21 protein-coding genes are annotated in these 21,987 nt (G+C 70.5%); 6 read left to right on the top strand and 15 right to left on the bottom strand.

Going from position 1 to position 21,987, the window contains the following annotated elements; genetic code table 11:
* Nucleotides 1-82: 82 nt before the first annotated feature.
* From ACIQZN_RS12130 to ACIQZN_RS12105, 6 genes are all read right to left on the bottom strand, one after another.
* Nucleotides 83-1,798: a carbohydrate-binding module family 20 domain-containing protein gene (locus tag ACIQZN_RS12130; protein WP_403991217.1), complete on the bottom strand. Its 1,716-nt coding sequence runs from the start codon at nucleotides 1,796-1,798 to the stop codon at nucleotides 83-85.
* Nucleotides 1,799-2,356: 558 nt separating this feature from the next.
* Nucleotides 2,357-3,427, bottom strand: a complete 1,071-nt coding sequence (locus tag ACIQZN_RS12125) for a LacI family DNA-binding transcriptional regulator (RefSeq protein WP_403991214.1) — start codon at nucleotides 3,425-3,427, stop codon at nucleotides 2,357-2,359.
* A complete protein-coding gene (locus tag ACIQZN_RS12120) occupies nucleotides 3,412-5,088 on the bottom strand; it encodes an alpha-amylase family glycosyl hydrolase (RefSeq protein WP_403991211.1) in 1,677 nt (558 codons plus the stop codon). The genes ACIQZN_RS12125 and ACIQZN_RS12120 overlap by 16 nt, the downstream gene beginning before the upstream one ends.
* Before the next feature lie 93 nt (nucleotides 5,089-5,181).
* Nucleotides 5,182-6,072: a sugar ABC transporter permease gene (locus ACIQZN_RS12115; protein ID WP_403991624.1), complete on the bottom strand. Its 891-nt coding sequence runs from the start codon at nucleotides 6,070-6,072 to the stop codon at nucleotides 5,182-5,184.
* Complete coding sequence (locus ACIQZN_RS12110) at nucleotides 6,066-7,082, bottom strand: carbohydrate ABC transporter permease (RefSeq protein WP_403991208.1); 1,017 nt, start codon at nucleotides 7,080-7,082, stop codon at nucleotides 6,066-6,068. The genes ACIQZN_RS12115 and ACIQZN_RS12110 overlap by 7 nt, the downstream gene beginning before the upstream one ends.
* Before the next feature lie 21 nt (nucleotides 7,083-7,103).
* Nucleotides 7,104-8,378: an extracellular solute-binding protein gene (locus ACIQZN_RS12105; protein ID WP_403991205.1), complete on the bottom strand. Its 1,275-nt coding sequence runs from the start codon at nucleotides 8,376-8,378 to the stop codon at nucleotides 7,104-7,106.
* Nucleotides 8,379-8,749: 371 nt separating this feature from the next.
* On the opposite strand from ACIQZN_RS12105, the gene ACIQZN_RS12100 reads away from it, so the two are divergent.
* Both ACIQZN_RS12100 and ACIQZN_RS12095 read left to right on the top strand, forming a co-directional pair.
* Nucleotides 8,750-9,814 (top strand): LacI family DNA-binding transcriptional regulator, encoded by a 1,065-nt coding sequence (locus tag ACIQZN_RS12100; protein WP_403991203.1) that lies wholly within the window; start codon nucleotides 8,750-8,752, stop codon nucleotides 9,812-9,814.
* A gap of 163 nt (nucleotides 9,815-9,977) precedes the next feature.
* On the top strand, nucleotides 9,978-10,883 hold the full coding sequence (locus ACIQZN_RS12095; protein ID WP_403991621.1) for a phosphatase PAP2 family protein: 906 nt from the start codon (nucleotides 9,978-9,980) through the stop codon (nucleotides 10,881-10,883).
* Nucleotides 10,884-11,083: 200 nt separating this feature from the next.
* Here the strand turns inward: ACIQZN_RS12095 and ACIQZN_RS12090 are convergent, their stop codons facing one another.
* The 5 genes from ACIQZN_RS12090 to ACIQZN_RS12070 all read right to left on the bottom strand — a co-directional run bounded on the left by ACIQZN_RS12090 (nucleotide 11,084) and on the right by ACIQZN_RS12070 (nucleotide 16,253).
* Complete coding sequence (locus tag ACIQZN_RS12090; RefSeq protein ID WP_403991200.1) at nucleotides 11,084-14,074, bottom strand: bifunctional [glutamine synthetase] adenylyltransferase/[glutamine synthetase]-adenylyl-L-tyrosine phosphorylase; 2,991 nt, start codon at nucleotides 14,072-14,074, stop codon at nucleotides 11,084-11,086.
* Nucleotides 14,075-14,216: 142 nt separating this feature from the next.
* Nucleotides 14,217-15,020 (bottom strand): putative protein N(5)-glutamine methyltransferase, encoded by an 804-nt coding sequence (locus tag ACIQZN_RS12085; RefSeq protein WP_403991197.1) that lies wholly within the window; start codon nucleotides 15,018-15,020, stop codon nucleotides 14,217-14,219.
* 165 nt (nucleotides 15,021-15,185) lie between these two features.
* Complete coding sequence (locus ACIQZN_RS12080) at nucleotides 15,186-15,410, bottom strand: hypothetical protein (protein ID WP_403991194.1); 225 nt, start codon at nucleotides 15,408-15,410, stop codon at nucleotides 15,186-15,188.
* Nucleotides 15,411-15,462: 52 nt separating this feature from the next.
* Nucleotides 15,463-15,798, bottom strand: a complete 336-nt coding sequence (locus ACIQZN_RS12075) for a hypothetical protein (RefSeq protein WP_403991191.1) — start codon at nucleotides 15,796-15,798, stop codon at nucleotides 15,463-15,465.
* The gene (locus ACIQZN_RS12070; protein ID WP_403991188.1) at nucleotides 15,795-16,253 is read right to left on the bottom strand and encodes a tetratricopeptide repeat protein; all 459 of its coding nucleotides are present in this window, start codon (nucleotides 16,251-16,253) and stop codon (nucleotides 15,795-15,797) included. The genes ACIQZN_RS12075 and ACIQZN_RS12070 overlap by 4 nt, the downstream gene beginning before the upstream one ends.
* Nucleotides 16,254-16,365: 112 nt before the next feature.
* Here ACIQZN_RS12070 and ACIQZN_RS12065 point away from each other — a divergent pair, with 112 nt between their 5' ends.
* A complete protein-coding gene (locus ACIQZN_RS12065) occupies nucleotides 16,366-16,497 on the top strand; it encodes a hypothetical protein (RefSeq protein ID WP_403991185.1) in 132 nt (43 codons plus the stop codon).
* Nucleotides 16,476-17,096: a hypothetical protein gene (locus tag ACIQZN_RS12060; protein WP_403991183.1), complete on the top strand. Its 621-nt coding sequence runs from the start codon at nucleotides 16,476-16,478 to the stop codon at nucleotides 17,094-17,096. Before ACIQZN_RS12065 ends, ACIQZN_RS12060 begins: the two co-directional genes overlap by 22 nt.
* Nucleotides 17,097-17,119: 23 nt before the next feature.
* Here the strand turns inward: ACIQZN_RS12060 and ACIQZN_RS12055 are convergent, their stop codons facing one another.
* A complete protein-coding gene (locus ACIQZN_RS12055) occupies nucleotides 17,120-17,494 on the bottom strand; it encodes a hypothetical protein (protein WP_403991180.1) in 375 nt (124 codons plus the stop codon).
* Between the two features lie 23 nt (nucleotides 17,495-17,517).
* The gene (locus ACIQZN_RS12050) at nucleotides 17,518-17,979 is read right to left on the bottom strand and encodes an NUDIX domain-containing protein (RefSeq protein ID WP_403991177.1); all 462 of its coding nucleotides are present in this window, start codon (nucleotides 17,977-17,979) and stop codon (nucleotides 17,518-17,520) included.
* A 51-nt stretch (nucleotides 17,980-18,030) separates the two neighbouring features.
* Between ACIQZN_RS12050 and ACIQZN_RS12045 the strand changes: the two genes are divergently transcribed.
* Complete coding sequence (locus ACIQZN_RS12045) at nucleotides 18,031-18,357, top strand: hypothetical protein (protein ID WP_403991175.1); 327 nt, start codon at nucleotides 18,031-18,033, stop codon at nucleotides 18,355-18,357.
* Between the two features lie 259 nt (nucleotides 18,358-18,616).
* On the opposite strand, the gene ACIQZN_RS12040 is transcribed toward ACIQZN_RS12045, so the two are convergent.
* The gene (locus ACIQZN_RS12040) at nucleotides 18,617-19,606 is read right to left on the bottom strand and encodes a CehA/McbA family metallohydrolase (RefSeq protein ID WP_403991172.1); all 990 of its coding nucleotides are present in this window, start codon (nucleotides 19,604-19,606) and stop codon (nucleotides 18,617-18,619) included.
* Between the two features lie 93 nt (nucleotides 19,607-19,699).
* Nucleotides 19,700-21,061, bottom strand: a complete 1,362-nt coding sequence (gene glnA, locus ACIQZN_RS12035) for a type I glutamate--ammonia ligase (RefSeq protein WP_018103490.1) — start codon at nucleotides 21,059-21,061, stop codon at nucleotides 19,700-19,702.
* Nucleotides 21,062-21,281: 220 nt separating this feature from the next.
* Here glnA and ACIQZN_RS12030 point away from each other — a divergent pair, with 220 nt between their 5' ends.
* Nucleotides 21,282-21,968 (top strand): DUF3105 domain-containing protein, encoded by a 687-nt coding sequence (locus ACIQZN_RS12030; protein ID WP_403991169.1) that lies wholly within the window; start codon nucleotides 21,282-21,284, stop codon nucleotides 21,966-21,968.
* The last annotated feature ends 19 nt before the right edge of the window (nucleotides 21,969-21,987 follow it).

The raw sequence follows: 21,987 nt of genomic DNA, 5'->3' as shown, positions 1-21,987 counted from the left end.
GCTCTCCTAGGAGGGGTACGGGGGTGTGCGGGGCCGGACGGGCCGCTGGGGGACGGCCCGTCCGGCGCGTGGGGGGTGGAGGTCAGCCGCGCCAGACGTCCGTCGTCAGCGTGACCCTGCCGGAGGACGGCACCGTGGCCGTGCGGTTGGCACCGCTCTCCCAGGTGACGTTGCCGCTCGCGTCCTTGCGGAGGTACTTGTACTCGAACGTGGTGCCAGCGGGCATGTTCACGTCGAGCTTCCAGACCGGGTACGTCGCCGGGTCGAGCTTCAGCGCGCTGCCGGTGTTCCAGTTGCCGAGGGCGGACTGGTTGCCGGTGACGTAGATGTTCTGGCCGAGCTGGGTGGTGGCGTTGACGCCGAAGGAGGCGCCGGAGGTGCCGGTCTCCGTACCCGGGTCGGTGGTGCCGGTGGAGCCGCCGCAGGTGCGGGCGCCGGTGTGCAGGGCGAGCGCGGTGTTGGCGCCGAGGGTCGCGGTGAACTGGCCGGAGCCGTTGACCGTGACGCCCTTGCCGGACTGGACGTCGCAGTAGTCGCCGGCGGGCAGCGAGGTCTGGAACGTGCGCGTCAGCGAGGAGCCCTCGTGGTTGATCGCCACGTACGCCTTGGAGCCGCGCCCGAAGGCGATCTGGTCGCCGCCGTTGTCCCACCAGTCGGTGACCGCCTCACCGCGCGCGGTGTTGCGGAAGCCGACCATGGAGGAGATCTCGCGCCAGGCGTGCTGGCACTTCCAGCCGTCGCTGTAGCAGGCGTTGACCGTGCCGCCGTTGGGCGGGCCGGCGTCCTTGTCGGACCACTCGTAGCCGGAGTGGACGTCGGGCGAGCCGTAGGGCCAGGCCAGCATGAACACGCTGGCGAGCGTGTAGTTCGCGCCGTCCTTGTAGTTGAGCGTGTCGCCGCCCCGCTCGGTGTCGTGGTTGTCCACGAACACCGCCGCCTTCGAGGAGGGCATGAAGCCCCACCCCTCGCCGAAGTTCTTCAGGTCGGCGAGGTTCTCGTTGTTGAACACCTGCTTGAGGCCGCGGGCGTAGCGGAATTCCTGGACGTCGCCGTTCCCGGTGTACTCGTCGGGCGAGACGGCCTCGCCGGCCCCGTAGATCGCCTCCTGCTTCCAGTAGACGCCCGGGTTGCTCAGCCGGGACTTGATGGCGGCGAGGTCACCGGCGGGCATGTGCTTGGCGGCGTCGATGCGGAATCCGTCGACGCCCAGCGAGAGCAGGTCGTTGAGGTAGCCGGCGATCTTGCCGCGTACGTAGTCCTCGCCGGTGTCCAGGTCGGCGAGCCCGACCAGCTCGCAGTTCTGGACGTTGGCGCGGTCGCCGTAGTTGCTGATCTGGGCGGTGCAGTCGTCCATGTCGGCCGAGGAGTACAGGCCGGGGTAGTTGTACTTGGTGTACGAGGTGCCGCCCGTGCCGGTGCCCGAACCGCTGGTCATGTGGTTGATGACCGAGTCAGCGACAACCTTGACGCCCGCACTGTGGCAGGTGCTGACCATGTGGGCGAAGGACGTACGGTCTCCGAGCCGCCCGGCGATCTTGTAGCTGACCGGCTGGTACGAGGTCCACCACTGGCTGCCCTGGATGTGTTCCTGGGGCGGCGAGACCTGGACGAAGCCGTATCCGGCGGGGCCGAGGGTGTCCGTACACGCCTTGGCGACGGAGTCGAACTTCCACTCGAAGAGGACGGCGGTGACGTCCTTGGTGCCCGGGGCGGACGCCTCGGCCGTCGTGGCGGGGACCACGAGGGCGGCGGCTCCCGCGACGAGGGCGAGCGCGGCAGACAGGGGTCTGCTGGCCATGTTTTCCTCCTGCTGTGGGGGAAATGCGGGGGTGACGGTGCAGCCCATACGGCAACGCGCCCTGCCCTCAAGGCTCCTGAAGGTTCTTGCTGCAAGAATGCAAACCTTGCCGCAGCGAGACCGTACGAGCCCGGCAGGTCCCGGTCAACCCTTTGGACACCACCCGCTCACATCCACGAAATACCGTGGATTTCTTCCTGCAAGGTCTTACGCAAGACATTGCAGCCCTGTTACGTTTCTCCCGACTCCGGTCCGGTCGGCCGGGGGTCCCGTTACCCCGGGCCCCACGCGCCCGGTCGGCCGGGCCGGTCAGGAACACGAGAGGCACCGGCGGTCACACCTCCCCGCCGGCCCACTCCGGGCCGACCTCCGGTGCCTCTCCTGTGTCGGCCCGCCCAGGACCTGTCCCCGTGCGCACCGGTCGTCCCATGACCGGGCAAGGACGCGTCTTCGTCCGCGTCGCCGCCTACTCCGCCGGCGCGCCGCCGGAGCTCCCCGGTACGCCTGAGGGCCGGGTCCCCCTCCGGACCCGGCCCCGCCCCCGTTCCCGCCACGGCTTCAGGCGCTCCGCAGCGCCGCCGTCGAGCCCCGGACCACCAGCTCCGGCTGGAACACGTACTCCGTGCGCTGTACGGGGCTGCCGCCGATCTCCTCCAGCAGCGCGCCCACCGCGGCCGCCGCCATCGCCTGGACCGGCTGGCGGACCGTGGTCAGCGGCGGGTCGGTGAACGCGATGAGCTGCGAGTCGTCGAAGCCCACCACGGACACGTCGCGCGGCACGTCGAGCCCGCGGTCCCGGGCCGCGCGGACGACGCCCAGCGCCATCAGGTCGCTGCCGCAGACGATCCCGGTGCACCCCCGGTCCAGCAGCGCGCCCGCCGCGACCTGGCCGCCCTCGACGCTGAACAGCGTGGAGCACACCAGGAGTTCGGCGTCCGCCCGGTCCAGGCCGAGCACCGAGACGGCGGCGTCCACGAAGCCGTCCCGCTTCCGGCGCGAGGGAACGTAGCGCTGCGGCCCTATGGCCAGGCCCACCCGGCGGTGGCCGAGTTCGGCGAGATGGCTCACGGCCATCCGCACGGCGGCGGTGTCGTCGGGCGAGACGAACGGGGCGCTGATGCGCTCGTTGTAGCCGTTGATCAGGACGAACGGCACCCCGCGCTCGGTCAGCGCGGCATAGCGCGCCGGGTCGGCCGAGGTGTCGGCGTGCAGCCCGGACAGGAAGACGATGCCGCCGACGCCGCGCTCGACGAGCTGCTCGACCAGCTCGTCCTCGGTGGCGCCGCCGGGCAGCTGGGTGCAGAGCACGGGCGTGTAGCCGTGCCCGGCGAGCACCTGCTCCACGGACTGGGCGAACGCCGGGAAGATCGGGTTGGTCAGCTCGGGGGTGACCAGACCGATCAGCCCGGCGCTGCGCTGCCGCAGCCGCACGGGCCGTTCGTAGCCCAGGATGTCGAGCGCCGCGAGCACCCGCTGACGCGTGGTGTCCGCGACGCCCGGCTTGCCGTTGAGGACCCGGCTGACGGTCGCCTCGCTGACGGACGCCTGGCCGGCGATGTCCGACAGGCGCAGCGAACCGCCCGCGCCGGGGCCCCTCGGCAGGGGGACGGTCGTCACACCGTCCACCACACCGTGGTGTCGGCGGGCAGCTCGACCGTGTCGCCATCGGCCCGCACCGGCGCGCTGGACAGCAGGGCCGTGCCCGGTACGGGGATGCGGACCGGGGCGCCCGTGGTGTTGACGGTGCAGACGAACCCGGGGCGGGCGAAGGCGAGCAGCCCCTCCGGGGCGTCCAGCCAGCGCACCTCGGCGCCCGCGCCGAGCCCGGGGTGGGCCCGGCGGGCGGCGATGGCGGCCCGGTACAGCTCCAGGGTGGAGCCGGCCGCGCCGGTCTGCGCCTCGACGCTCAGCTCGCCCCAGCCGGTGGGCTGCGGGAGCCAGCTGCCGCCCGCGCCGAAGCCGTACGAGGAGCCCTCGCGGGTCCACGGGATCGGGACGCGGCAGCCGTCGCGGAAGCCGTCCTGGCCGTCGGCCCGGAAGAACGACGGGTCCTGGCGGGCCTCGTCGGGCAGGTCGGTGACGTCGGGCAGGCCGAGCTCCTCGCCCTGGTAGACGTAGGCGGAGCCGGGGAGCGCCAGCATCAGCAGGCTCGCCGCGCGGGCCCGGCGCAGGCCCAGCTCGCGGTCGCCGGGGGTGCGGATCTGGGTGCCGAGGCCCGCGGGGTTGGCGAACCGGGTGGCGTGCCGGGTGACGTCGTGGTTGGAGAGCACCCAGGTGGTGGGGGCGCCGACCGGCCGCATGGCGTCGAGCGAGGTGTCGATGACCTCGCGGAGCGCGGCGGCGTCCCAGGCGGTGGCCAGGTACTGGAAGTTGAACGCCTGGTGCATCTCGTCGGGGCGCACGTAGTTGGCGGTGCGCTCGACGGTGGGCGTCCACGCCTCGGCGACCGCGATCCTGTCGCCGGGGTACTCGTCGAGGATGATGCGCCAGCTGCGGTAGATCTCGTGCACCCCGTCCTGGTCGAAGAACGGCATGACATCGTTTCCGAGCAGCTTCAGCTGGTCGTGGGTGCCGAGGTCGGGCAGCCCCTCGGCCTTGACCAGGCCGTGGGCGACGTCCACCCGGAAGCCGTCGACGCCCATGTCGAGCCAGAAGCGCAGGATCGAGCGGAACTCGTCGGCGACGGCCGGGTGCTCCCAGTTGAAGTCGGGCTGCTCGGGCGCGAAGAGGTGGAGGTACCACTCGCCGGGGGTGCCGTCCGGGTTCACCGTGCGGGTCCAGGCGGGGCCGCCGAAGATGGACTCCCAGTCGTTGGGCGGGAGTTCGCCGTCGGCGCCCTGGCCGGGGCGGAAGTGGTAACGGTCGCGCAGGGCGGAGCCGGGGCCCTCGGTGAGCGCGCGCTTGAACCACTCGTGCTGGTCGGAGGAGTGGTTGGGCACCAGGTCGACGATGATCCGCAGGCCCAGGTCGTGGGCGTCGCGGATCAGCGCGTCGGCGTCCAGGAGGCTGCCGAACATCGGGTCGATGGCCCGGTAGTCGGCGACGTCGTACCCGGCGTCGGCCTGCGGGGACGCGTAGAACGGGCTGAGCCAGACCGCGTCGACGCCGAGCTCCTTGAGGTACGGGAGTCTGCCGCGTACGCCTGCGAGATCGCCCATGCCGTCGCCGTTGCCGTCGGCGAAGCTGCGCGGATAGACCTGGTAGATCACCGCGTCCTGCCACCAGCCGGTGCGGTGGCCGGCGGCGTCGTCGGACGTGCCGGTGGAGGGGGCAGCGAGGTGCTGGGTCATGTCGTCCCTGGGGTGTCTGGGTGGGGGGTGGCGCCGGGACCGGGTCGGGATTCCGGCGCCACCGTGACTGGTGCGTGCGGGTCGTATGAGGGCTCAGCCCTTGACGGCTCCGGCGGACATGCCGGTGACGAGGTGCTTCTGCGCGAACAGGAACACCAGGGCCGCGGGTATCGCGATCAGTACGGACGCGGCGGTCATCGGGCCCCACTGGGCGCCGTACTGGTTGACGAACAGCTGGAGGCCGCCCGCGAGGGTGAGGTTGTCCTCGCCGACCATGAAGGCGGAGGCGTACGCCACCTCGCCCCAGGCGGTGATGAAGGAGTAGAACGCGGTGACCGCGAGGCCCGGCTTGGCCAGCGGCAGGATGAGCCGCCAGAACGTGCCGAACGGGGTGAGTCCGTCGACCTGCCCGGACTCGTCGATCTCGCGCGGGATGGTGTCGAAGAAGCCCTTCATCATCCAGGCGCAGAACGGCACCGAGATGGTCAGGTACGTGATGACGAGACCGGCGGGCTTATTGAGCAGCCCCATGCCCGCCATGATGTTGTAGATCGGCACGATGAGGACGGCGACCGGGAACATCTGGGTGATCAGCAGCGTCCACATCAGCCCGCGCTTGCCGGGGAACCGGAAGCGGCTGACGGCGTAGCCGGTGGAGGCCGAGACGATGACGCCGATGAGCGTCGTGAGGCCCGCGACGATCAGCGAATTGCCGAACCAGGTCAGGAACTTCGTGTCCTGGATGAGGTTCGTGTAGTTCTCGAACGTCGTGTCCTTGAAGAAGTCCGTGGTGGTGGCGAGGTCGGCGGGCTTCAGCGAGGTGAGCAGGACCCACAGCACGGGGAAGACGGCGATCACGGACGCGACGATCAGCGTCAGGTGCAGTGCGGTGGAGGCCAGCGGCGAGCGCTCGCCGCGCCGCCGGACCTTGGCCGGGCGCTGCGCGGAGTGCCGCGCGGTGGGGGTGGGTGCGGTGGTCACCAGTCGTCTCCCTGGGTGCGCAGGACTCGCCGGTAGACCGCGGCGAAGATCAGCAGGAGTACGAGGATCAGCACGCCCCACGTGGAGGACTGCGCGAAGTCGCGCGGGCTGATCTCGAAGGAGAACTTGTACGCCTGGGTGACCAGGATCTGGGTGGCTTCGCCGGGTCCGCCGCGGGTGAGCAGGAAGATCACCGGGAACATGTTGAAGGTCCAGATGGTGGAGAGCAGGATCACGGTCGTGGAGACCGGCCGCAGTCCGGGGAGCGTGACGTGGCGGAAGCGCTGCCAGGCGGTGGCGCCGTCCATCTCGGCGGCCTCGTACTGCTCGCTGGGGATGGACTGGAGGCCGCCGAGCAGGGCGACCATCATGAACGGCACGCCGAGCCACACGTTGACGACGATGACGGAGACCTTGGCGATGACCGGGTCGCCCAGCCAGTCGATGCCGTCGATGCCGCCGCCGGCGAGGATCTTGTTGAGCAGCCCGCGGTCCTGGTTGTAGAGGAAGCGCCAGGCGAAGACGGAGACGAAGCCGGGGATGGCCCAGGGCAGGATGAGCGCCATCCGGTACGCGGAGCGGCCGGCGATCCTCCGGTTGAGGATGTTCGCCAGGGCCATGCCGAGGCCGAAGGTGATGGCCACGCAGGAGACCGTCCACACCAGGGTCCACCCGAGCGTGCCGAGGAACTGGTCGCCGGTGAGCGCGTCGGTGTAGTTGTCCAGGCCGACGAACTTGTACGTGGCGGGCAGGTGGTTGACACCGATGGACCGCGCGACGTTGCGCTCGTTGGCGTCGGTCAGCGACAGGTAGACGCCGCGGACCAGGGGGTAACCGATGATCACGCCGATCACGACGACGACCGGGGCCACCATCGTCCAGGCGTACCAGTGCGTCGACAGGGCCCGCCGTATCCGTCCCGGCGGCGGGGGGTTACCAGTACCGCGGCTCCGGCCGCGGGCGACGTCGTCGCCCGCGGCCTTCACCACCGACTGGCTGGTGTGGACAGCCATCAGCCGGCCTGCCTTCCTGAGTTACTTCCAGCCCTTGAGGAGCTTGCGGTAGGAGTCGCCGGTCGTCTTGACCGCCTTCTCCGGGGTCGTCTGACCGGTGAGGACCTTGGTGTACTCGGTGACGAGCGGCGCGAAGAGGCTGCCGGTCTCCGGGATCCACGGGCGCTCGACGGCGCTCTCGACGACCGGCTTGAAGAAGCCGACGATCTCGTTGTTGACGACCGGCTCCTCGGCGTAGGCGGAGGTACGGGTCGGCAGGAGGTTCAGCTCCTTGGTGACCTGGGCCTGCGTCTTGACGGAGGTCATGTAGTCGACGAAGGCGTAGGAGGCGTCCAGGTTCTTGGAACCGGCGTAGACGGCCAGGTTGTGACCGCCCTGCGGGGCGCCCTGCGCGGCGGAGCCGGACGGGACCGGGGCGACGCCCAGGTTGGCCTTGTCCTTGAACTCCTTGCCGGTGTAGGTGTCGGCGACGGCCCAGGGGCCGTTGATCATCATCGCGACGTCGCCGTTCTTGAACGACGCCTGCATGTTCTCCCAGCCGTCGGTGGCGTCCGTCTTGGCGGCGCCCGAGTCGACCAGGTCCTTGACGACCTTCATGGCCTTGACACCGGCGGCGTCGTCGATGGTGACGGCCTTGTCGGCGGCGTTGACCATGTCGCCGCCCTCGCCGTACAGGAAGGACAGGAACCAGTAGGCGTCGTCGCCGCGCAGGTAGAAGCCGGTCTTGCCGGTCTTCGCCTTGATCTTCTTGGAGACGGTCTTGAGCTCGTCGATGGTGGTGGGGACCTCGACGCCGGCCTCCTTGAACATCTTCTTGTTGTAGAAGATGCCCATGGAGTCGATCACCTGCGGCACCGCGTACGTCTTGCCGTTGTACTTGGTGGACGCGGCGGCCTGCTTCAGGAAGTCGTCCTGCTTCTGCAGGGCGGGGGTGCCGTCCAGCGGGGCCAGGTAGCCGAGGTCCGCGAACTCGGGGGTCCAGGCGACCTCGGAGCGGATCACGTCGGGGGCGCCGGAGCCGGCCTGCGCCGCGTTCTTGAACTTGTTCTGCGCGTCACCGAAGGGCACGTTGACGTACTTGACGTCGACCTTCGGGTGCAGCTTCTCGAAGCCCTCGGCGATCTTCTTGAAGACCTTGTCCTCGCTGCCCGCGGTGGAGGTGTCCCACCACGTCACGGTGCCGGAGAGCTCGCCCGAGCTCTTGGAACCGCCGTCGGACTTGTCGTCGCTGCCGCAGGCGGTCGCCGCGAGCGCCAGGGCCGCGACCAGGGCGGTGGCCGTTATGCCACGTCGCATCTGAACTCCTTCAACTGCCGTACCGCTCCGTCGCGGCGCCGGGTCGACGTGAACGTAACAAGGATGAAAGACGACCGAAAGACTTTGCGGAAGATTTCTGCAAGCTCCGGCGATCGTTACATTGGCGTGTCCTCAAGGTTGCCGTCAAGCCACTTGACGAAACTTCCGGATCCCTGCCACAGCGGGCCCACCAGCCCCGATTCCGCAGTGCGACGATCTGACCGCAGCCGGCAAACCGGGTCCGCAAGACCTTGCAAGACGTTGCCGTCGGATGCGACGGGGCGCCGCTCCGGTCAGCCCGAGACGGCCCGTCCCGCCCGATTCCTGTGCATGGTGGGCAATCCGACCCGCTCCCGGTACAGTCCAATGCCATGACCGCACGGCTTGCCGATATCGCAACTCAGGCGGGGGTCAGCGAAGCGACGGTCAGCCGTGTACTGAACGGCAAGCCCGGGGTAGCCGCTGCCACCCGCGAATCCGTCCTCGCGGCGCTCGACGTACTCGGCTACGAACGGCCCGTACGGCTGCGCAGGCGCAGCGCGGGGCTCGTCGGCCTGATCACGCCCGAGCTGGAGAACCCGATCTTCCCGGCGCTCGCCCAGGTCATCGGGCAGGCGCTGACCCGGCAGGGCTACACCCCGGTCCTCGCGACCCAGACCCCGGGCGGCTCCACCGAGGACGAGCTGACCGAGATGCTGGTCGACCGGGGCGTCTCCGGGATCATCTTCGTCTCCGGGCTGCACGCCGACACCTCCGCCGACATGGGGCGTTACGAGCAACTGCGCGCCCAGGGCGTCCCCTTCGTCCTGGTGAACGGTTTCTCGGCCAAGGTGCAGGCACCTTTCATCTCGCCGGACGACCGGGCCGCGATGCGACTGGCGGTGACGCATCTGGTGTCGCTCGGCCACACCCGGATCGGGCTCGCGGTCGGTCCGAAGCGCTTCGTGCCGGTGCTCCGCAAGATCGAGGGCTTCCACGCCACGATGCGCGAGCAGTTGAACCTCACGGCGGACGAGGTCGAGGAGCTGATCCAGCACTCCCTCTACACGCTGGAGGGCGGCCAGGCCGCCGCCTCCGCGCTGATGGAGCGGGGCTGCACGGCGGTGGTGTGCGCGAGCGACATGATGGCGCTCGGCGCGATCAGGGCCGCCCGCCGGCTCTCCCGCGAGGTCCCGCGCGAGCTGTCGGTCGTGGGCTACGACGATTCGCCGCTCATAGCGTTCACCGATCCGCCGCTGACCACGATCCGCCAGCCGGTCACGGCGATGGGCCAGGCCGCGGTGCGCACGCTCCTGGAGGAGATCGGCGGCACGCCCGCCCCGCACAGCGAGTTCGTCTTCATGCCGGAACTGGTCGTACGCGGCTCCACCGCGGCGGGCCCCGGGCAGGACACGGCCGCCCCTGCCGCTCTTCCAGGATCGCACGCGGGGGCGTAACCGGCCCGTCGCGCGCACCTGGGCACTCCCCGCCGGACGTGCAACTCGCGCTCCGCCGGAGGATCATCGGGCAGAGAAGGCAAATCTGGCAGACTCTGTGCCTATGGGTGAATTGAGCGTGAAACGACAGGAAGGCCGCACGGAGGCCACCCCGTCACCCATCGTGAACGAGGCGGCTCCCGAGGCGAACACGAAGCAGTCCGGTCGCACACACGGGCTCGGCAGAGCGCTCGACAGACCACTCGCTCACGCCGCGTCCCGGCTGCACTCCCCACGGTCGCCCCGGCGGCCCCGCCTCTGGTTCGAAATCCTGCTCGTCGCGGTGAGTTACTGGGTGTACTCGCTGGTGCGCAACGCGGTCCCGGAGCAGAAGGCCGCCGCCCTCGCCAACGCGGACTGGCTGTGGTCGGTCGAACGGTTCCTCGGCATCGCGGTCGAGCAGTCCGTCAACCACGCGGTCAACTCGGTGACATGGCTCATCGTCTCGATGAACTACTACTACGCGACGCTGCACTTCATCGTCACGATCAGTGTGCTCGTATGGTTGTTCCGCCGGCATCCGGGCCGTTACGCGGCAGCCAGGCTGGCCCTGTTCGCGACCACGGCCGTCGCGCTCCTCGGCTACTACCTGTACCCGTTGGCGCCGCCCCGCCTGATGAACGGCGGCAACTTCATCGACACGGTCCTGGTCCACCAGACCTGGGGTTCGATGGCGTCGGGCAACTTCAAGAACATGTCCAACCAGTACGCGGCGATGCCGTCGATGCACATCGGCTGGTCCCTCTGGTGCGGCCTCACCGTCTTCGCCCTGGCCTCGGCCCCCTGGGCCCGCATCCTGGGGCTGCTGTACCCCACGGTCACCCTGATGGTCATCGTCTCGACGGCGAACCACTTCTGGCTGGACGCGGTGGGGGGCATGGCGTGCCTGGCGTTCGGTTACGCGGTGTCGTACGCGTGGTACGGGTCGCTACCGCACCGGCTGCCCAGGTGGATCCCGCGCAAGGCGAGCCGCCCTCGCCTCAGCGCGCTTGGGGCGCAACGCAGGGAACCGGCCCCCACCCGCAACTGACCCGGGGCTCCGCCCCGGACCCCGCTCCTCAATCGCCGGAGGGGCTGGATTTTCCCCCGCCGGTGGGCAAAGCCCAGGCAGCGCCCAAATCAAGCCTCTCTGCCCTCGGAAAGTCGGCCCGGGGGCAAAGGCCGGGCAGCAGCCGGAATCAAGCCCCTCCGGCGATTGAGGAGCGGGGTGTGGGGCAGCGCCCCACGGGCTCAGCCCCCGTAGAACCGTTCCTCGACAACCCCCCGCGCCCGCCGCGTCACCCGACGGTAGTCGTCCAGCATGTCCCCGACGTGCCCCTCCTCGTACCCCAGGTACCGCCCCACGGCGGTGAGCTCGCGGGGGACCGAGGGGAACGTGTCCCCGGGGCGCCCCCGTACGAGCATCACCGCGTTGCGGACGCGGGTCGCGAGGACCCACGCCTCGTCCAGGGTCTGGGCGTCGTCCTCCGGGATCAGGTCCGCCGCGCACGCCGCGGCCAGCGCGGCGCGGGTGCGGGTGGTGCGGAGGGCCGGGATCTCGTGGCCGTGGCGCATCTGCATCAGCTGGACCGTCCACTCGACGTCGCTCAGCCCACCGCGCCCCAGCTTCGTGTGGAGCGTCGGGTCCGCCCCGCGCGGCAGCCGCTCCGACTCCATCCGGGCCTTCAGCCGCCGGATCTCGCGGACCGCGTCGTCGCCGAGCCCGTCCGCCGGATACCGCAGGGGGTCGATCAGCGCCACGAACTCCGCGCCCAGATCCATGTCCCCCGCCATCGGCTCGGCCCGCAGCAGGGCCTGGCTCTCCCAGCCCAGGGACCAGCGCCGGTAGTACGCGTCGTACGACTTCAGGGTGCGCACCAGGGGCCCGTTCTTGCCCTCGGGGCGCAGATCCGGGTCGATGAGGAGCGGCGGGTCCGCGGTGGGCAGCTGGAGGAGGCGCCGCATCTCGGCGACCACGCGGTTCGCCGCCCGCCCCGCCTCCTGCTCGTCCACACCCTCACGGGGCCCGTGGACGAAGAGGACGTCCGCGTCGGAGCCGTAACCCAGCTCGTGCCCGCCGAACCGCCCCATACCGATGACGGCGAACCGGGTCGGCAGGGTGTCGCCCCACTCCGCGCGGACGGCGGCCCGCAGCGCACCGGCGATGGTGACGGCGTTCAGGTCCGTGACGGCGCTGCCGACCCGGTCCACGAGGGCCCCGGGGTCGGGCTCGGCGGGGCTGTCCTCCGTACCGTACGAGCCGATGAGGTCGGCGGCCGTCGTGCGGAACAGCTCGCGCCGGCGCACCCCGCGCACCACCGCGACGGCCGTCTCCGCGTCGTCCGCGCGGCCGACGGCGGCCAGGACCTCCTGCTCCAGGTGGTCCCGGCTGCGCGGGGCGAGGCCCTGCGGGTCGCCGAGGATGGAGACGGCCTCGGGGGCGCGGAGCAGCAGGTCCGGGGCGAGCCGGCCGGCCGACAGGACCCGGGCGAGGTTCTCGGCGGCGGCCCCCTCGTCGCGCAGGAGCCGCAGATACCAGGGGGTCTTGCCGAGCGCGTCGGACACCTTGCGGAAGCCGAGGAGCCCGGCGTCCGGGTCGGCGGAGTCCGCGAACCAGCCGAGGAGCACGGGCAGCAGGGTGCGCTGGATGGCGGCCTTGCGGGAGACCCCGGAGGACAGGGCCTCCAGGTGCCGGAGGGCGGCGGCCGGGTCCTCGTAACCGAGGGCGACGAGCCGGGCGGTGGCGGCCTTGGTGCTGAGCCGGGACTCGCCGGGCGCGAGCTGGGCGACGGCGTCGAGCAGCGGCCGGTAGAACAGCTTCTCGTGCAGCCGCCGCACCACGGACGCGTGCCGCCGCCACGCCTGGTTGAGCTCGGCGATGGGGTCGGTGCGCAGCCCGAGGGAGCGGCCGAGGCGCCGCAGGTCGGGCTCCTCGTCGGGGACGAGGTGGGTGCGGCGCAGCCGGTAGAGCTGGATGCGGTGCTCCATGGCGCGCAGGAAGCGGTAGGCGTCGTCCAGCTGTACGGCGTCGACGCGCCCCACGTAACCGCCCTCGGCGAGCGCCCCCAGCGCCTCCAGCGTCGATCCGCTGCGCAGGGACGGGTCGCTGCGGCCGTGCACGAGCTGGAGGAGCTGTACGGCGAACTCGACGTCCCGCAGCCCGCCGGGGCCGAGCTTCAGCTCCCGGTCGACGCGGTCGGCGGGGATGGTGTCCACGACGCGGCGGCGCATCTTCTGGACGTCGGGGACGAAGTTCTCCCGGTCCGCGGCCTGCCAGACGAGCGGCGACACCGCCTGGACGTACTCCTCGCCGAGCGCCCGGTCCCCGGCGACCGGCCGGGCCTTCAGCAGCGCCTGGAACTCCCAGGTCTTCGCCCAGCGCTGGTAGTACGCGAGGTGCGAGGAGAGCGTGCGGACGAGGGGGCCGTTGCGGCCCTCGGGGCGGAGGTTGGCGTCGACGGGCCAGATGGTGCCCTCGACGGTGGTGTCGGAGCAGATCCGCATGAGGTGCGAGGCGAGCCGGGTCGCGGCCTGCATGGCCCCGCTCTCCTCGGCGCCGTCGGCGGGCTCGGCGACGAAGATGACGTCCACGTCGGAGACGTAGTTCAGCTCGTGGCCGCCGCACTTGCCCATCGCGATGACCGCGAGCCGGCACTGCGCGGCGTCGTCGGGGGCGGCGGCCGAGGCGATCCGGAGGGCGGCGCGCAGGGTCGCGGTGGCGAGGTCGGCCAGCTCGGCGGCGGTCTCGGCGACGTCGGTGGTGCCGCAGACGTCCCGGGCGGCGATGGACAGCAGGCACCGCCGGTAGCCGACGCGCAGGGCGTCCGGCCCGTCCGCCCCGGCCAGCTCCTGCTCGAACTCGGCGACCCCGGGGTGCAGGTCGGCGGCCTCGTACGTGACGAGAGCCTGCCAGTCGCGCGGGTGCCGGGCCAGGTGGTCGCCGAGCGCCTCGGAGGCGCCGAGCACCCCGAGCAGCCGGTCCCGCAGGGGCTTGGCGGTGACGAGGGTGTCCAGCAGGATCTGCCGCTCCCCCGCCTCCTCCGCCTCGACCAGCCGGACGAGGCCGCGCAGCGCGAGGTCGGGGTCGGCGGTGGCCCCGAGCGCGTCGAGGAGCACGGAGTCGGTGCGCACGGAGGCGAAGTCCGGCAGGTCGAGCAGCCGCTCGGCGGCGGACGGGTCGGTGAATCCGTGCCGCAGCAGTCGGGTGAACGTACTGCTTCTGCGCCCCGGCACCATGGTCATCCCGCGCTCTCCCGCTCGCCGCCCGATCAGCTCCCAGCCTTCGGAGTTTAGGCGGTACGGGCGCGGGGCGCGGGGAGCGGCCGGGGTGCGGGGCCCCGGCGTCACGGCCGCGACGCCGGAGACCGTGCGGGCGGGGCCGCCGTCATGGCGCCGGAGGCCCCACCGGCAGTGTCCCGGTGAGGACGGTCGCGTACCGCTCCTCGCAGGAGTCGACGCGCGTCACGAGTCCGCCGGCCGCGAGGACCCCCGCCGCGGTCTCCGCCTGCCGCTCGCTCGTCTCGACCAGGAGGCTGCCGCCCGGGGCGAGCCAGCGCGGCGCCTCGGCCGCGACCCGGCGCAGGACGTCGAGGCCGTCGCCGCCGCCGTCGAGCGCGACGAGCGGTTCGTGGACGCGGGCCTCGGCGGGGAGGAGGGCGACATCGCCGGTCGGTACGTACGGCACGTTGGCGAGGAGCACGTCGACGCGCCCGCGCAGGGCGCCCGGCAGGGGTGCGAAGAGGTCGCCCTCGTACACCCGCCCCCGGTCCCCGATGTTGCGCCGGGCGCAGCGTACGGCGGCGGGCTCGACGTCGGCGGCGTGGAGCTCGACCCGGCCCAGGGCTGCGGCGAGCGCGGCGCCGAGCGCGCCGGAGCCGCAGCACAGGTCGACCACGACGGCCGGGTCCGGGGCGAGGGCGACGGCCCGGTCGATCAGGAACTCGGTGCGGCGGCGGGGGACGAAGACGCCGGGGTCGACGGCGATCCGGAGCCCGGCGAACTCGGCCCAGCCGAGGACGTGTTCCAGGGGGTGCCCGGCGGCGCGCCGTTCGGCCATGGCGGCGACTTCGGCGGGATCGGCGGCGGTGGCGGCGATGAGCGCGGCCTCGTCCTCGGCGAAGACGCAGCCGGCGGCGCGGAGGGTGGCGGCGAGGGAGGACAGGTCGGACGGTGACGGCGGAACGGGCATGGTGCGGAGCCTTTCGGAGGAACGCCGAGGGGTGCTCCGCGGCAGGCCCTAATTCCGGTCGGCCACGCGTTCGCGGGAGGGGAGCACCCGGGTCGAAACAGCGGTAATGGGTCCCACCTCCTTGGTCATGTCCCTGTGCGGGAATGCGAAAGACTACCTCAGGTTTCAGCGCCGCCCGGGCCGGTACTCGTTGCCGCCGTTGACGAAGCTGTTGTGGACGGCCACCGAGGTGTTGGCGGCGCGGATGTTGCGTATCTCCGCGCTGTGGTGCCGCTCGATCTCCTGGCCCTCGAAGGTGTGCGTACGCCGCCGGTGGCGCAGGTTGACCTTCACGATCAGCAACACGATGGCGCTCAGAAGCAGCCCGAACACAATGAGAACCGCAAACATGGTGTACCTCCCCCGCTCCCCCGGTTCCGCCCATTGTCCAGCAGGAGCGCCCTCAGCGGAACTCGTGAACCACCTGGATCTCGCCCACGATGTGCGCGTTGAACTCGTCCAACTCCTCGGCCGGTACCCACAGTTCGAGGATCGTCCGCCCACCGGCCTGCTGCACCGGGTACCGGCTCAGGAACTCCGTCTCGACCTCGAAGCGGGTCACGTAACCGACGCCGCTGTGCTTGACGTTCCAGTCGCGGGCGATCCGGATCGCGTAGTCCTCGTTGAGGACCGGATAGAAGATCGGCTGCTCGGGGAGGCGAGGGGGCCAGGCGCGCCAGTTCAGCTCGCGTACCAGGTCCAGTTCCTCGGGGCCTGTGGGGCGCCAGAGGGTGGTCACGGGGTGTCCTCCACTTCCTTCTTCCGGTTCGCCAGCACGTTCCGGGTCCACCGCGTACTGGGATCGTCCTCCCCCAGCACCCGCACCATGTCGGCCAGGACTTGTTCGTACGCCATCAGAGCTCCGGCCCGGTCCCCGGCCTCCCATCGATGCCCGGCATGGTTGAAGCGCGTGACGAGCACCTGCGGATGATCCCCGCCCAGCGCCTCCGCCCGGGCGGCCAGCAGCCGCCCGTGGACCTCCAACGCACCTTCTGCGTCGCCCAGTTCACGTAGCCGATGGGCCTCGTGACGAAGGTCGAGGGTCCCGGAATCCTCCTCGCGCAACACCCGGTCCCGGACGTCGAGCTCCCTGTTCGCCCGCCCCACCCAGTCCGCCCTCCGCCGCCTGCGCACCACCTCGGCAACACACCCGACGGCCAGCAGCGCCGTAGCGACCTTCCAACCTCGCGACATACACGTCCTCCCGGTCACACCGACGTTTACGGTAGGGACGACTCGTACGGGTGTCCGGGTTCCCGTTGCCGCGCCGGATGGCACACATACGGCGAGGCCGACAATGAGCGCCATGAACCCGCTGCTGCACCCCGACCGGACGCTCGACGAGCTGGATCCGCCGCGCTGGCCGGAGCTGGCCGCCGTCGCGGCCAGCAAAGTGGCGCCGTCTAGGGTGACCGAATGGACGTGGGGGCGGTACTGATCGCGATCACCGGTGTGGCGGGAACACTTGGGGGTGCGCTGCTCACCCAGCGGGGCGCCGACCGCGCCAAGAAGCGTGAGTTGGAGATGGCCCATGCCATCCAGGAAGCTCGCGAGAATCGTGAGATACGCCGGAGCTGTTACACACAACTGCACCGGGAAGCACGGCAGTTCGCCACCGCACTCAGCCGACACCTGTACGTCATGCGCGATCACGCCGTCGGGCGGGAGGACGTATCGGCGCTGGAAGGCGCCAAGGACGCCTACCGTGACCGATGGTCCGAAGCTCTGATGATCGCCCCCGACGCGGTGATCGTTCCGGCTCACGAACTGAACGAGGCGCTGAACGGGGTCTACGGACAGATCAAGCGCCTGGAACAGGGAAGCCCCCGCCCGGGCGAGACCTCGCGCTCAGCCGCCGAAGCGCAGCATGCGCTCTGGTCTCTCATAAGCGTCATGAGAGAGGCGATGCGGCGCGACCTGGGCGTCACCGTGGACGCCGGCGCGAGAGCCACCCGCCGACCGCCACTGGCCGCTTCCAGCAACCCCACAGCCTTGACCAGCGATTTCACCGAGCCGCCCAACGGTCTCCTTGAATGACGTCCCCGGCGTCGACCACTCCGCTACGCCGCAGGCGGCCGCACGGCCTCGATCACCTCGAAGATGTCGGCATCGGTCTCCCGCTGCCACTCCGGCAAGTCCTCCCAGTCCGCGACGTATCCGGGCTTCGGCTCCTCGAAGTGCTTGTACATCTGGGCCGTCCAGCACAGGGCGACGAACCGCCCCTTCTGCTCCCTGGACAGCCGCGCCACGTGCCCGCCGCTCACCTCGACGAACTGCCGCACCTGCGCGCACACCGCCCCGGCCGCCTCCCGCTCCCACTGCGGAGTCTCCTCCCACGGCGTGACGTACCCGGCCTTCGGCTCCCCGGGAAAGTGCCGCCGCACCCCGGCGATCCAACTCTCCCGAAACAGACGCGCACCTTCGGTCTGCGACACAACTACCCCTTCTTCAAGCTGTTTTAAGCGCGCTGAGCGAACGCCCTGCCATCGTGCGTGCGTACCTGCGGCGCACCGTCGAGCAGGGCGTCAGCGACCCGGACCGCGTAGACCTCGCCCATCCGGGCCGTGACCTCTTCCGGAGTCAGCCACTCGACTGCCGTTGATTCGGCGGACAGTTGCTCGCATCCTCCCTCGGTCCGGCAGCGGAAGACCAGGGCGACGATGCCTCTCGACGTGTTCTTGTACACCCCGGTCAACCGCTCGACCCGCACCTTGAGACCGGTCTCCTCGTAGACCTCGCGCCTGACGCCGTCTTCCGGCGCCTCGGCCAGTTCGAGCACACCACCGGGCGGCTCCCAGGTCCCGTTGTCGGCCCGCCTGATCGCGAGTACGCGGCCGTCCTCCCGGACGACGACTCCGGCCACGGACACGGAGTGAAGCGGCGTTGACGGGCCCTCGCGGCGGATGTTGCTCACGTGCATGAGGATAGGAGCCGGTGGCCTCGGAAACCGTACGCGAAGCCGTCGCTGGCCATGAACGCCATGGGCCCTCTGCTGCGCCTCGACCGCACGCTCGAAGTAGCATCCCCGCCGTGGCTGTTGCAGAACAATATGGATCTGCCCGAGGAAGACGACGTGGCCTGTTGCGGTTTCGCCGGGTTCCCGGACGAGGGGAGCTTTTCTCTGGGCATCCGGGCAATGGAGGGGCTCTACGCGAACCATTACATGCGCTGCGGGTTCAACCCTCCTGACCAGCCGGACAATCCGTTCTGGCGTAACAAGTGGATCCCCTTCCTGTCGGACCAGGACGGCTGGACGGGAAAGTTCATCGATGTGCGGGACGGACGTATCGGCAGGTAGTTCGTCGGTGACATCACGGTCACGGGCGAGTACGAATCGCTGGCCCGGTATCTCGACTCCGTGGCAGAGACGCTGAAGAAGATCGCCGAGGGAATCCACCCGGTCTGTGGGATCGCCGAAGGCCGACTCGTCTGGTCGTGAGACGGCTCCCCGCCCCCAGGCGGCCATGCGGTCACCTCGTTACCGAGCTCGGCACGCGAGCCACCACTACAACGCCGACAGGTGCGGCCGCCTGCGGATCGCACGAGGGCACAACCCATCAGTCCAGGATGATCGGATTGGTGAGTGCGGCGGCGTGTCCGTTGGGGTGGCGGACCTCGGTGCGGACGAATGCCGACTGTTCCGCTGTCGTGTTCCACCGCACCGCGCCCGCGCCGTCATCGGGCAGCGAGGCCTCGTAGGCCATGCCCCGGTCCGTGTGGAAGCTGACGGTCCCCGCCGGGACGCCTCGTACGGCCGCGCGGACCTCCGCCTGCCCGCCACAAGTCGCGAGGCGTTCTCCCAGTCCGGCGACGCGGTCATCGGCGTGGGCGGTGAACGACCCTTCCACGTCCGCCGATTCGGCGATCCAGCTGCGGCCCGCGCGGATTCCGGCCAGGACGGCCGCCGTGCTCAATTCCTCGGCGAGGACCACGGTGTGAGGGATGCCGATCTGCCCCTCCAGGTGGGTGTCGCTGTTGCCCATCGCCGGTCGCCACGAGCTCGTACGGACATCCGCTGCCAGGGACCGCGCCCACTCGGCCAGGGCCGCCTCGTTGTCGGCGTTCCAGGGGCGGTCCGACGTCCACAGCCCGTTCCAGACCTCCACCACGTCGAAGCCGGGCAACGGGAACATGAAGTCGCCCGAGGGGTACGGCGCACGGGGGTGCGCGGCCACGCACACGCCCCCTGCTCGATGGACCTGGTCCAAGCACTCGCCCAGCAGTCCGTCTCCCGCCTGATGGTTCCAGCCGACGACCTCGCCCGGGGCGAGACCCAGGGCGAGCCAGTGCCCGGTCTTCGTGGTGACCTCCTCGCCCAGCAGGATCAGGAAGTCATCGGCGGCCAGATGACCCCAGGCACCCGGCTTCGCAGCCGCGTTGTGCTCCGTCGTCGCGATGAAGTCGAGCCTCATGGCGCGCGCCCTGGCGGCCAGCTCTTCCGGGGTGAGCTCACCGTCCGAATGGACGGAGTGGACGTGGCAGTCGCCTCGGTACCAGGCCGCCCCGCGCCCCGCCGCCCGCGTCGGCGGAAAATCCGAACTCGACATGCGTCTCCTCCGGCGGTCGGCGACCCCACACGCGGGCGGGGCACCTCGGTTGCCAGGTGTCCCGCCCGCGTCGCGCTCTTCAAGCCGCCTCGCCTACAGCACCGGCAGCAGCGCCTTCAGCTCGAAGGCCGTGACCTCGCTGCGGTACTCCTCCCACTCCCGCTTCTTGTTGCGCAGGAAGAAGTCGAAGACGTGCTCGCCCAGGGTTTCCGCGACCAGTTCGCTCTTCTCCATCAGGGAGATCGCCTCGCCCAGGTTCTGCGGGAGCGGTTCGATGCCCATCGCGCGGCGTTCCGCGTCGGAGAGGGCCCAGACGTCGTCGTCGGCGCCGGCCGGGAGTTCGTAGCCCTCCTCGATGCCCTTGAGGCCGGCGGCGAGGAGGACCGCGTATGTCAGGTACGGGTTGGCGCCGGAGTCGATGGAGCGGACCTCGACGCGGGCGGAGCCGGTCTTGCCGGGCTTGTACATGGGGACGCGGATCAGCGCGGAGCGGTTGTTGTGGCCCCAGCAGATGTACGAGGGGGCCTCGCCGCCGGCGCCTGCGGCGCGGGAGGAGCCGCCCCAGATGCGCTTGTAGGAGTTGACCCACTGGTTGGTGACGGCGGAGATCTCCGCCGCGTGGCGCAGCAGGCCCGCGATGAAGGAGCGGCCGACCTTGGACAGCTGGTACTCCGCGCCGGACTCGTAGAACGCGTTGCGGTCGCCCTCGAAGAGGGAGAGGTGGGTGTGCATGCCCGAGCCGGGGTACTCGGAGAACGGCTTCGGCATGAACGTCGCCTGTACGCCCTGCTCCAGCGCCACCTGCTTCATGACCAGGCGGAACGTCATGATGTTGTCGGCCGTCGACAGCGCGTCCGCGTACCGCAGGTCGATCTCCTGCTGGCCCGGCGCACCCTCGTGGTGGCTGAACTCGACCGAGATGCCCATGGATTCGAGCATCGTGATCGCCTGGCGGCGGAAGTCCATGCCGACGTTCTGCGGGGTGTGGTCGAAGTAGCCGGAGCTGTCGGCCGGGGTGGGCCGGGTGCCGTCGACCGGCTTGTCCTTCAGGAGGAAGAACTCGATCTCCGGGTGCGTGTAGAAGGTGAAGCCCAGGTCCGAGGTCTTGGCCAGGATGCGCTTCAGCACGAAACGCGGGTCCGCGAAGGACGGTGAGCCGTCCGGCATGAGGATGTCGCAGAACATCCGGGCCGTGCCCGGGGCCTCCGCGCGCCACGGCAGGATCTGGAACGTCCCGGGATCCGGCTTGGCGATCATGTCCGATTCGTAGACCCGCGCGAAGCCCTCGATCGCGGAGCCGTCGAAGCCGATGCCCTCGTCAAACGCCTGTTCAAGCTCGGCCGGAGCGACGGCCACGGACTTCAGATATCCGAGGACATCGGTGAACCACAGCCGTACGAACCGGATGTCGCGCTCCTCAAGGGTCCTGAGGACGAATTCCTGCTGCTTGTCCATAGCCACATCCTTGCAGTTCAGACGGTCTGTGCTCCACCTCCCGGGGCTGGGGAGAGACTCCAGTATCACGACCCCGGATTTCCCCCAGATTACGCACCCGACGTGACATGGAGCACGCGGCCACCCACTACGATCGGCGCCCGTGGTGTGGACGGGCGCGAACCGCCCCCGACACCGCCCAGGCCGGCCCCGTCCCCCCTTCGCAGAAGGACCACACGACATGAGCTACGACCGCAGGGCCCGAATAGAGCAGATGCGCAGCGCGGACCGCGCGCGGGACCGGCGCAACCGGATCCTGACCGTGAGCCTCAGCGCCGTCGTCGTCGCCGGGCTCGTCGCCTTCGGTTCGTACACGATCCTCGACAAGTCGGACTCCGACGGCCCGGACAGTTCGATGACCGCCGACGGGAAGGGCTCCACGCCCTCCGCCGGCGAGACGGACGAGAACCTGGCCACCGGGCCGATCGAGGGCGAGAAGTCCTGGGACGCGAAGAAGCTCACCCGCAACCATGTGACCGACGCCGTCGACTACCCCATGAAGCCCCCGGTCGGCGGGGACCACGACCCGGTCTGGATGAACTGCGACGGCGAGGTCTACAAGAAGTCCATCCCCGACATGAACGCCGTGCACGCCCTGGAGCACGGTTCGGTCTGGGTGACGTACACCGGCGACGCCCCCGCCGCCGATGTGGCGAAGCTCGCCGACCGGGTCGCCAAGACGCCGTACTCGCTCATGAGCCCCTACAAGGACCAGGCCGGCGCCATCATGCTGACCGCCTGGGGCAAGCAGGTCACCGTGGACGGGGCGGACGACCCGCGCGTGGCGCAGTTCTTCGCGCATTACGTGCAGGGCCCGCAGACCCCCGAGCCGGGCGCCGCCTGCACGGGCGGCCGCGACGGCGAGTGATCCGAGGCGCCGGGCGGCC

This window comes from Streptomyces sp. NPDC097595 (genome assembly GCF_044761525.1).
Classification (GTDB): Bacteria; Actinomycetota; Actinomycetes; order Streptomycetales; family Streptomycetaceae; genus Streptomyces; species Streptomyces drozdowiczii_A.
The sequence above is the reverse complement of the archived record's forward strand: the minus strand, read 5'-3'. Positions and strand labels throughout refer to the sequence as shown.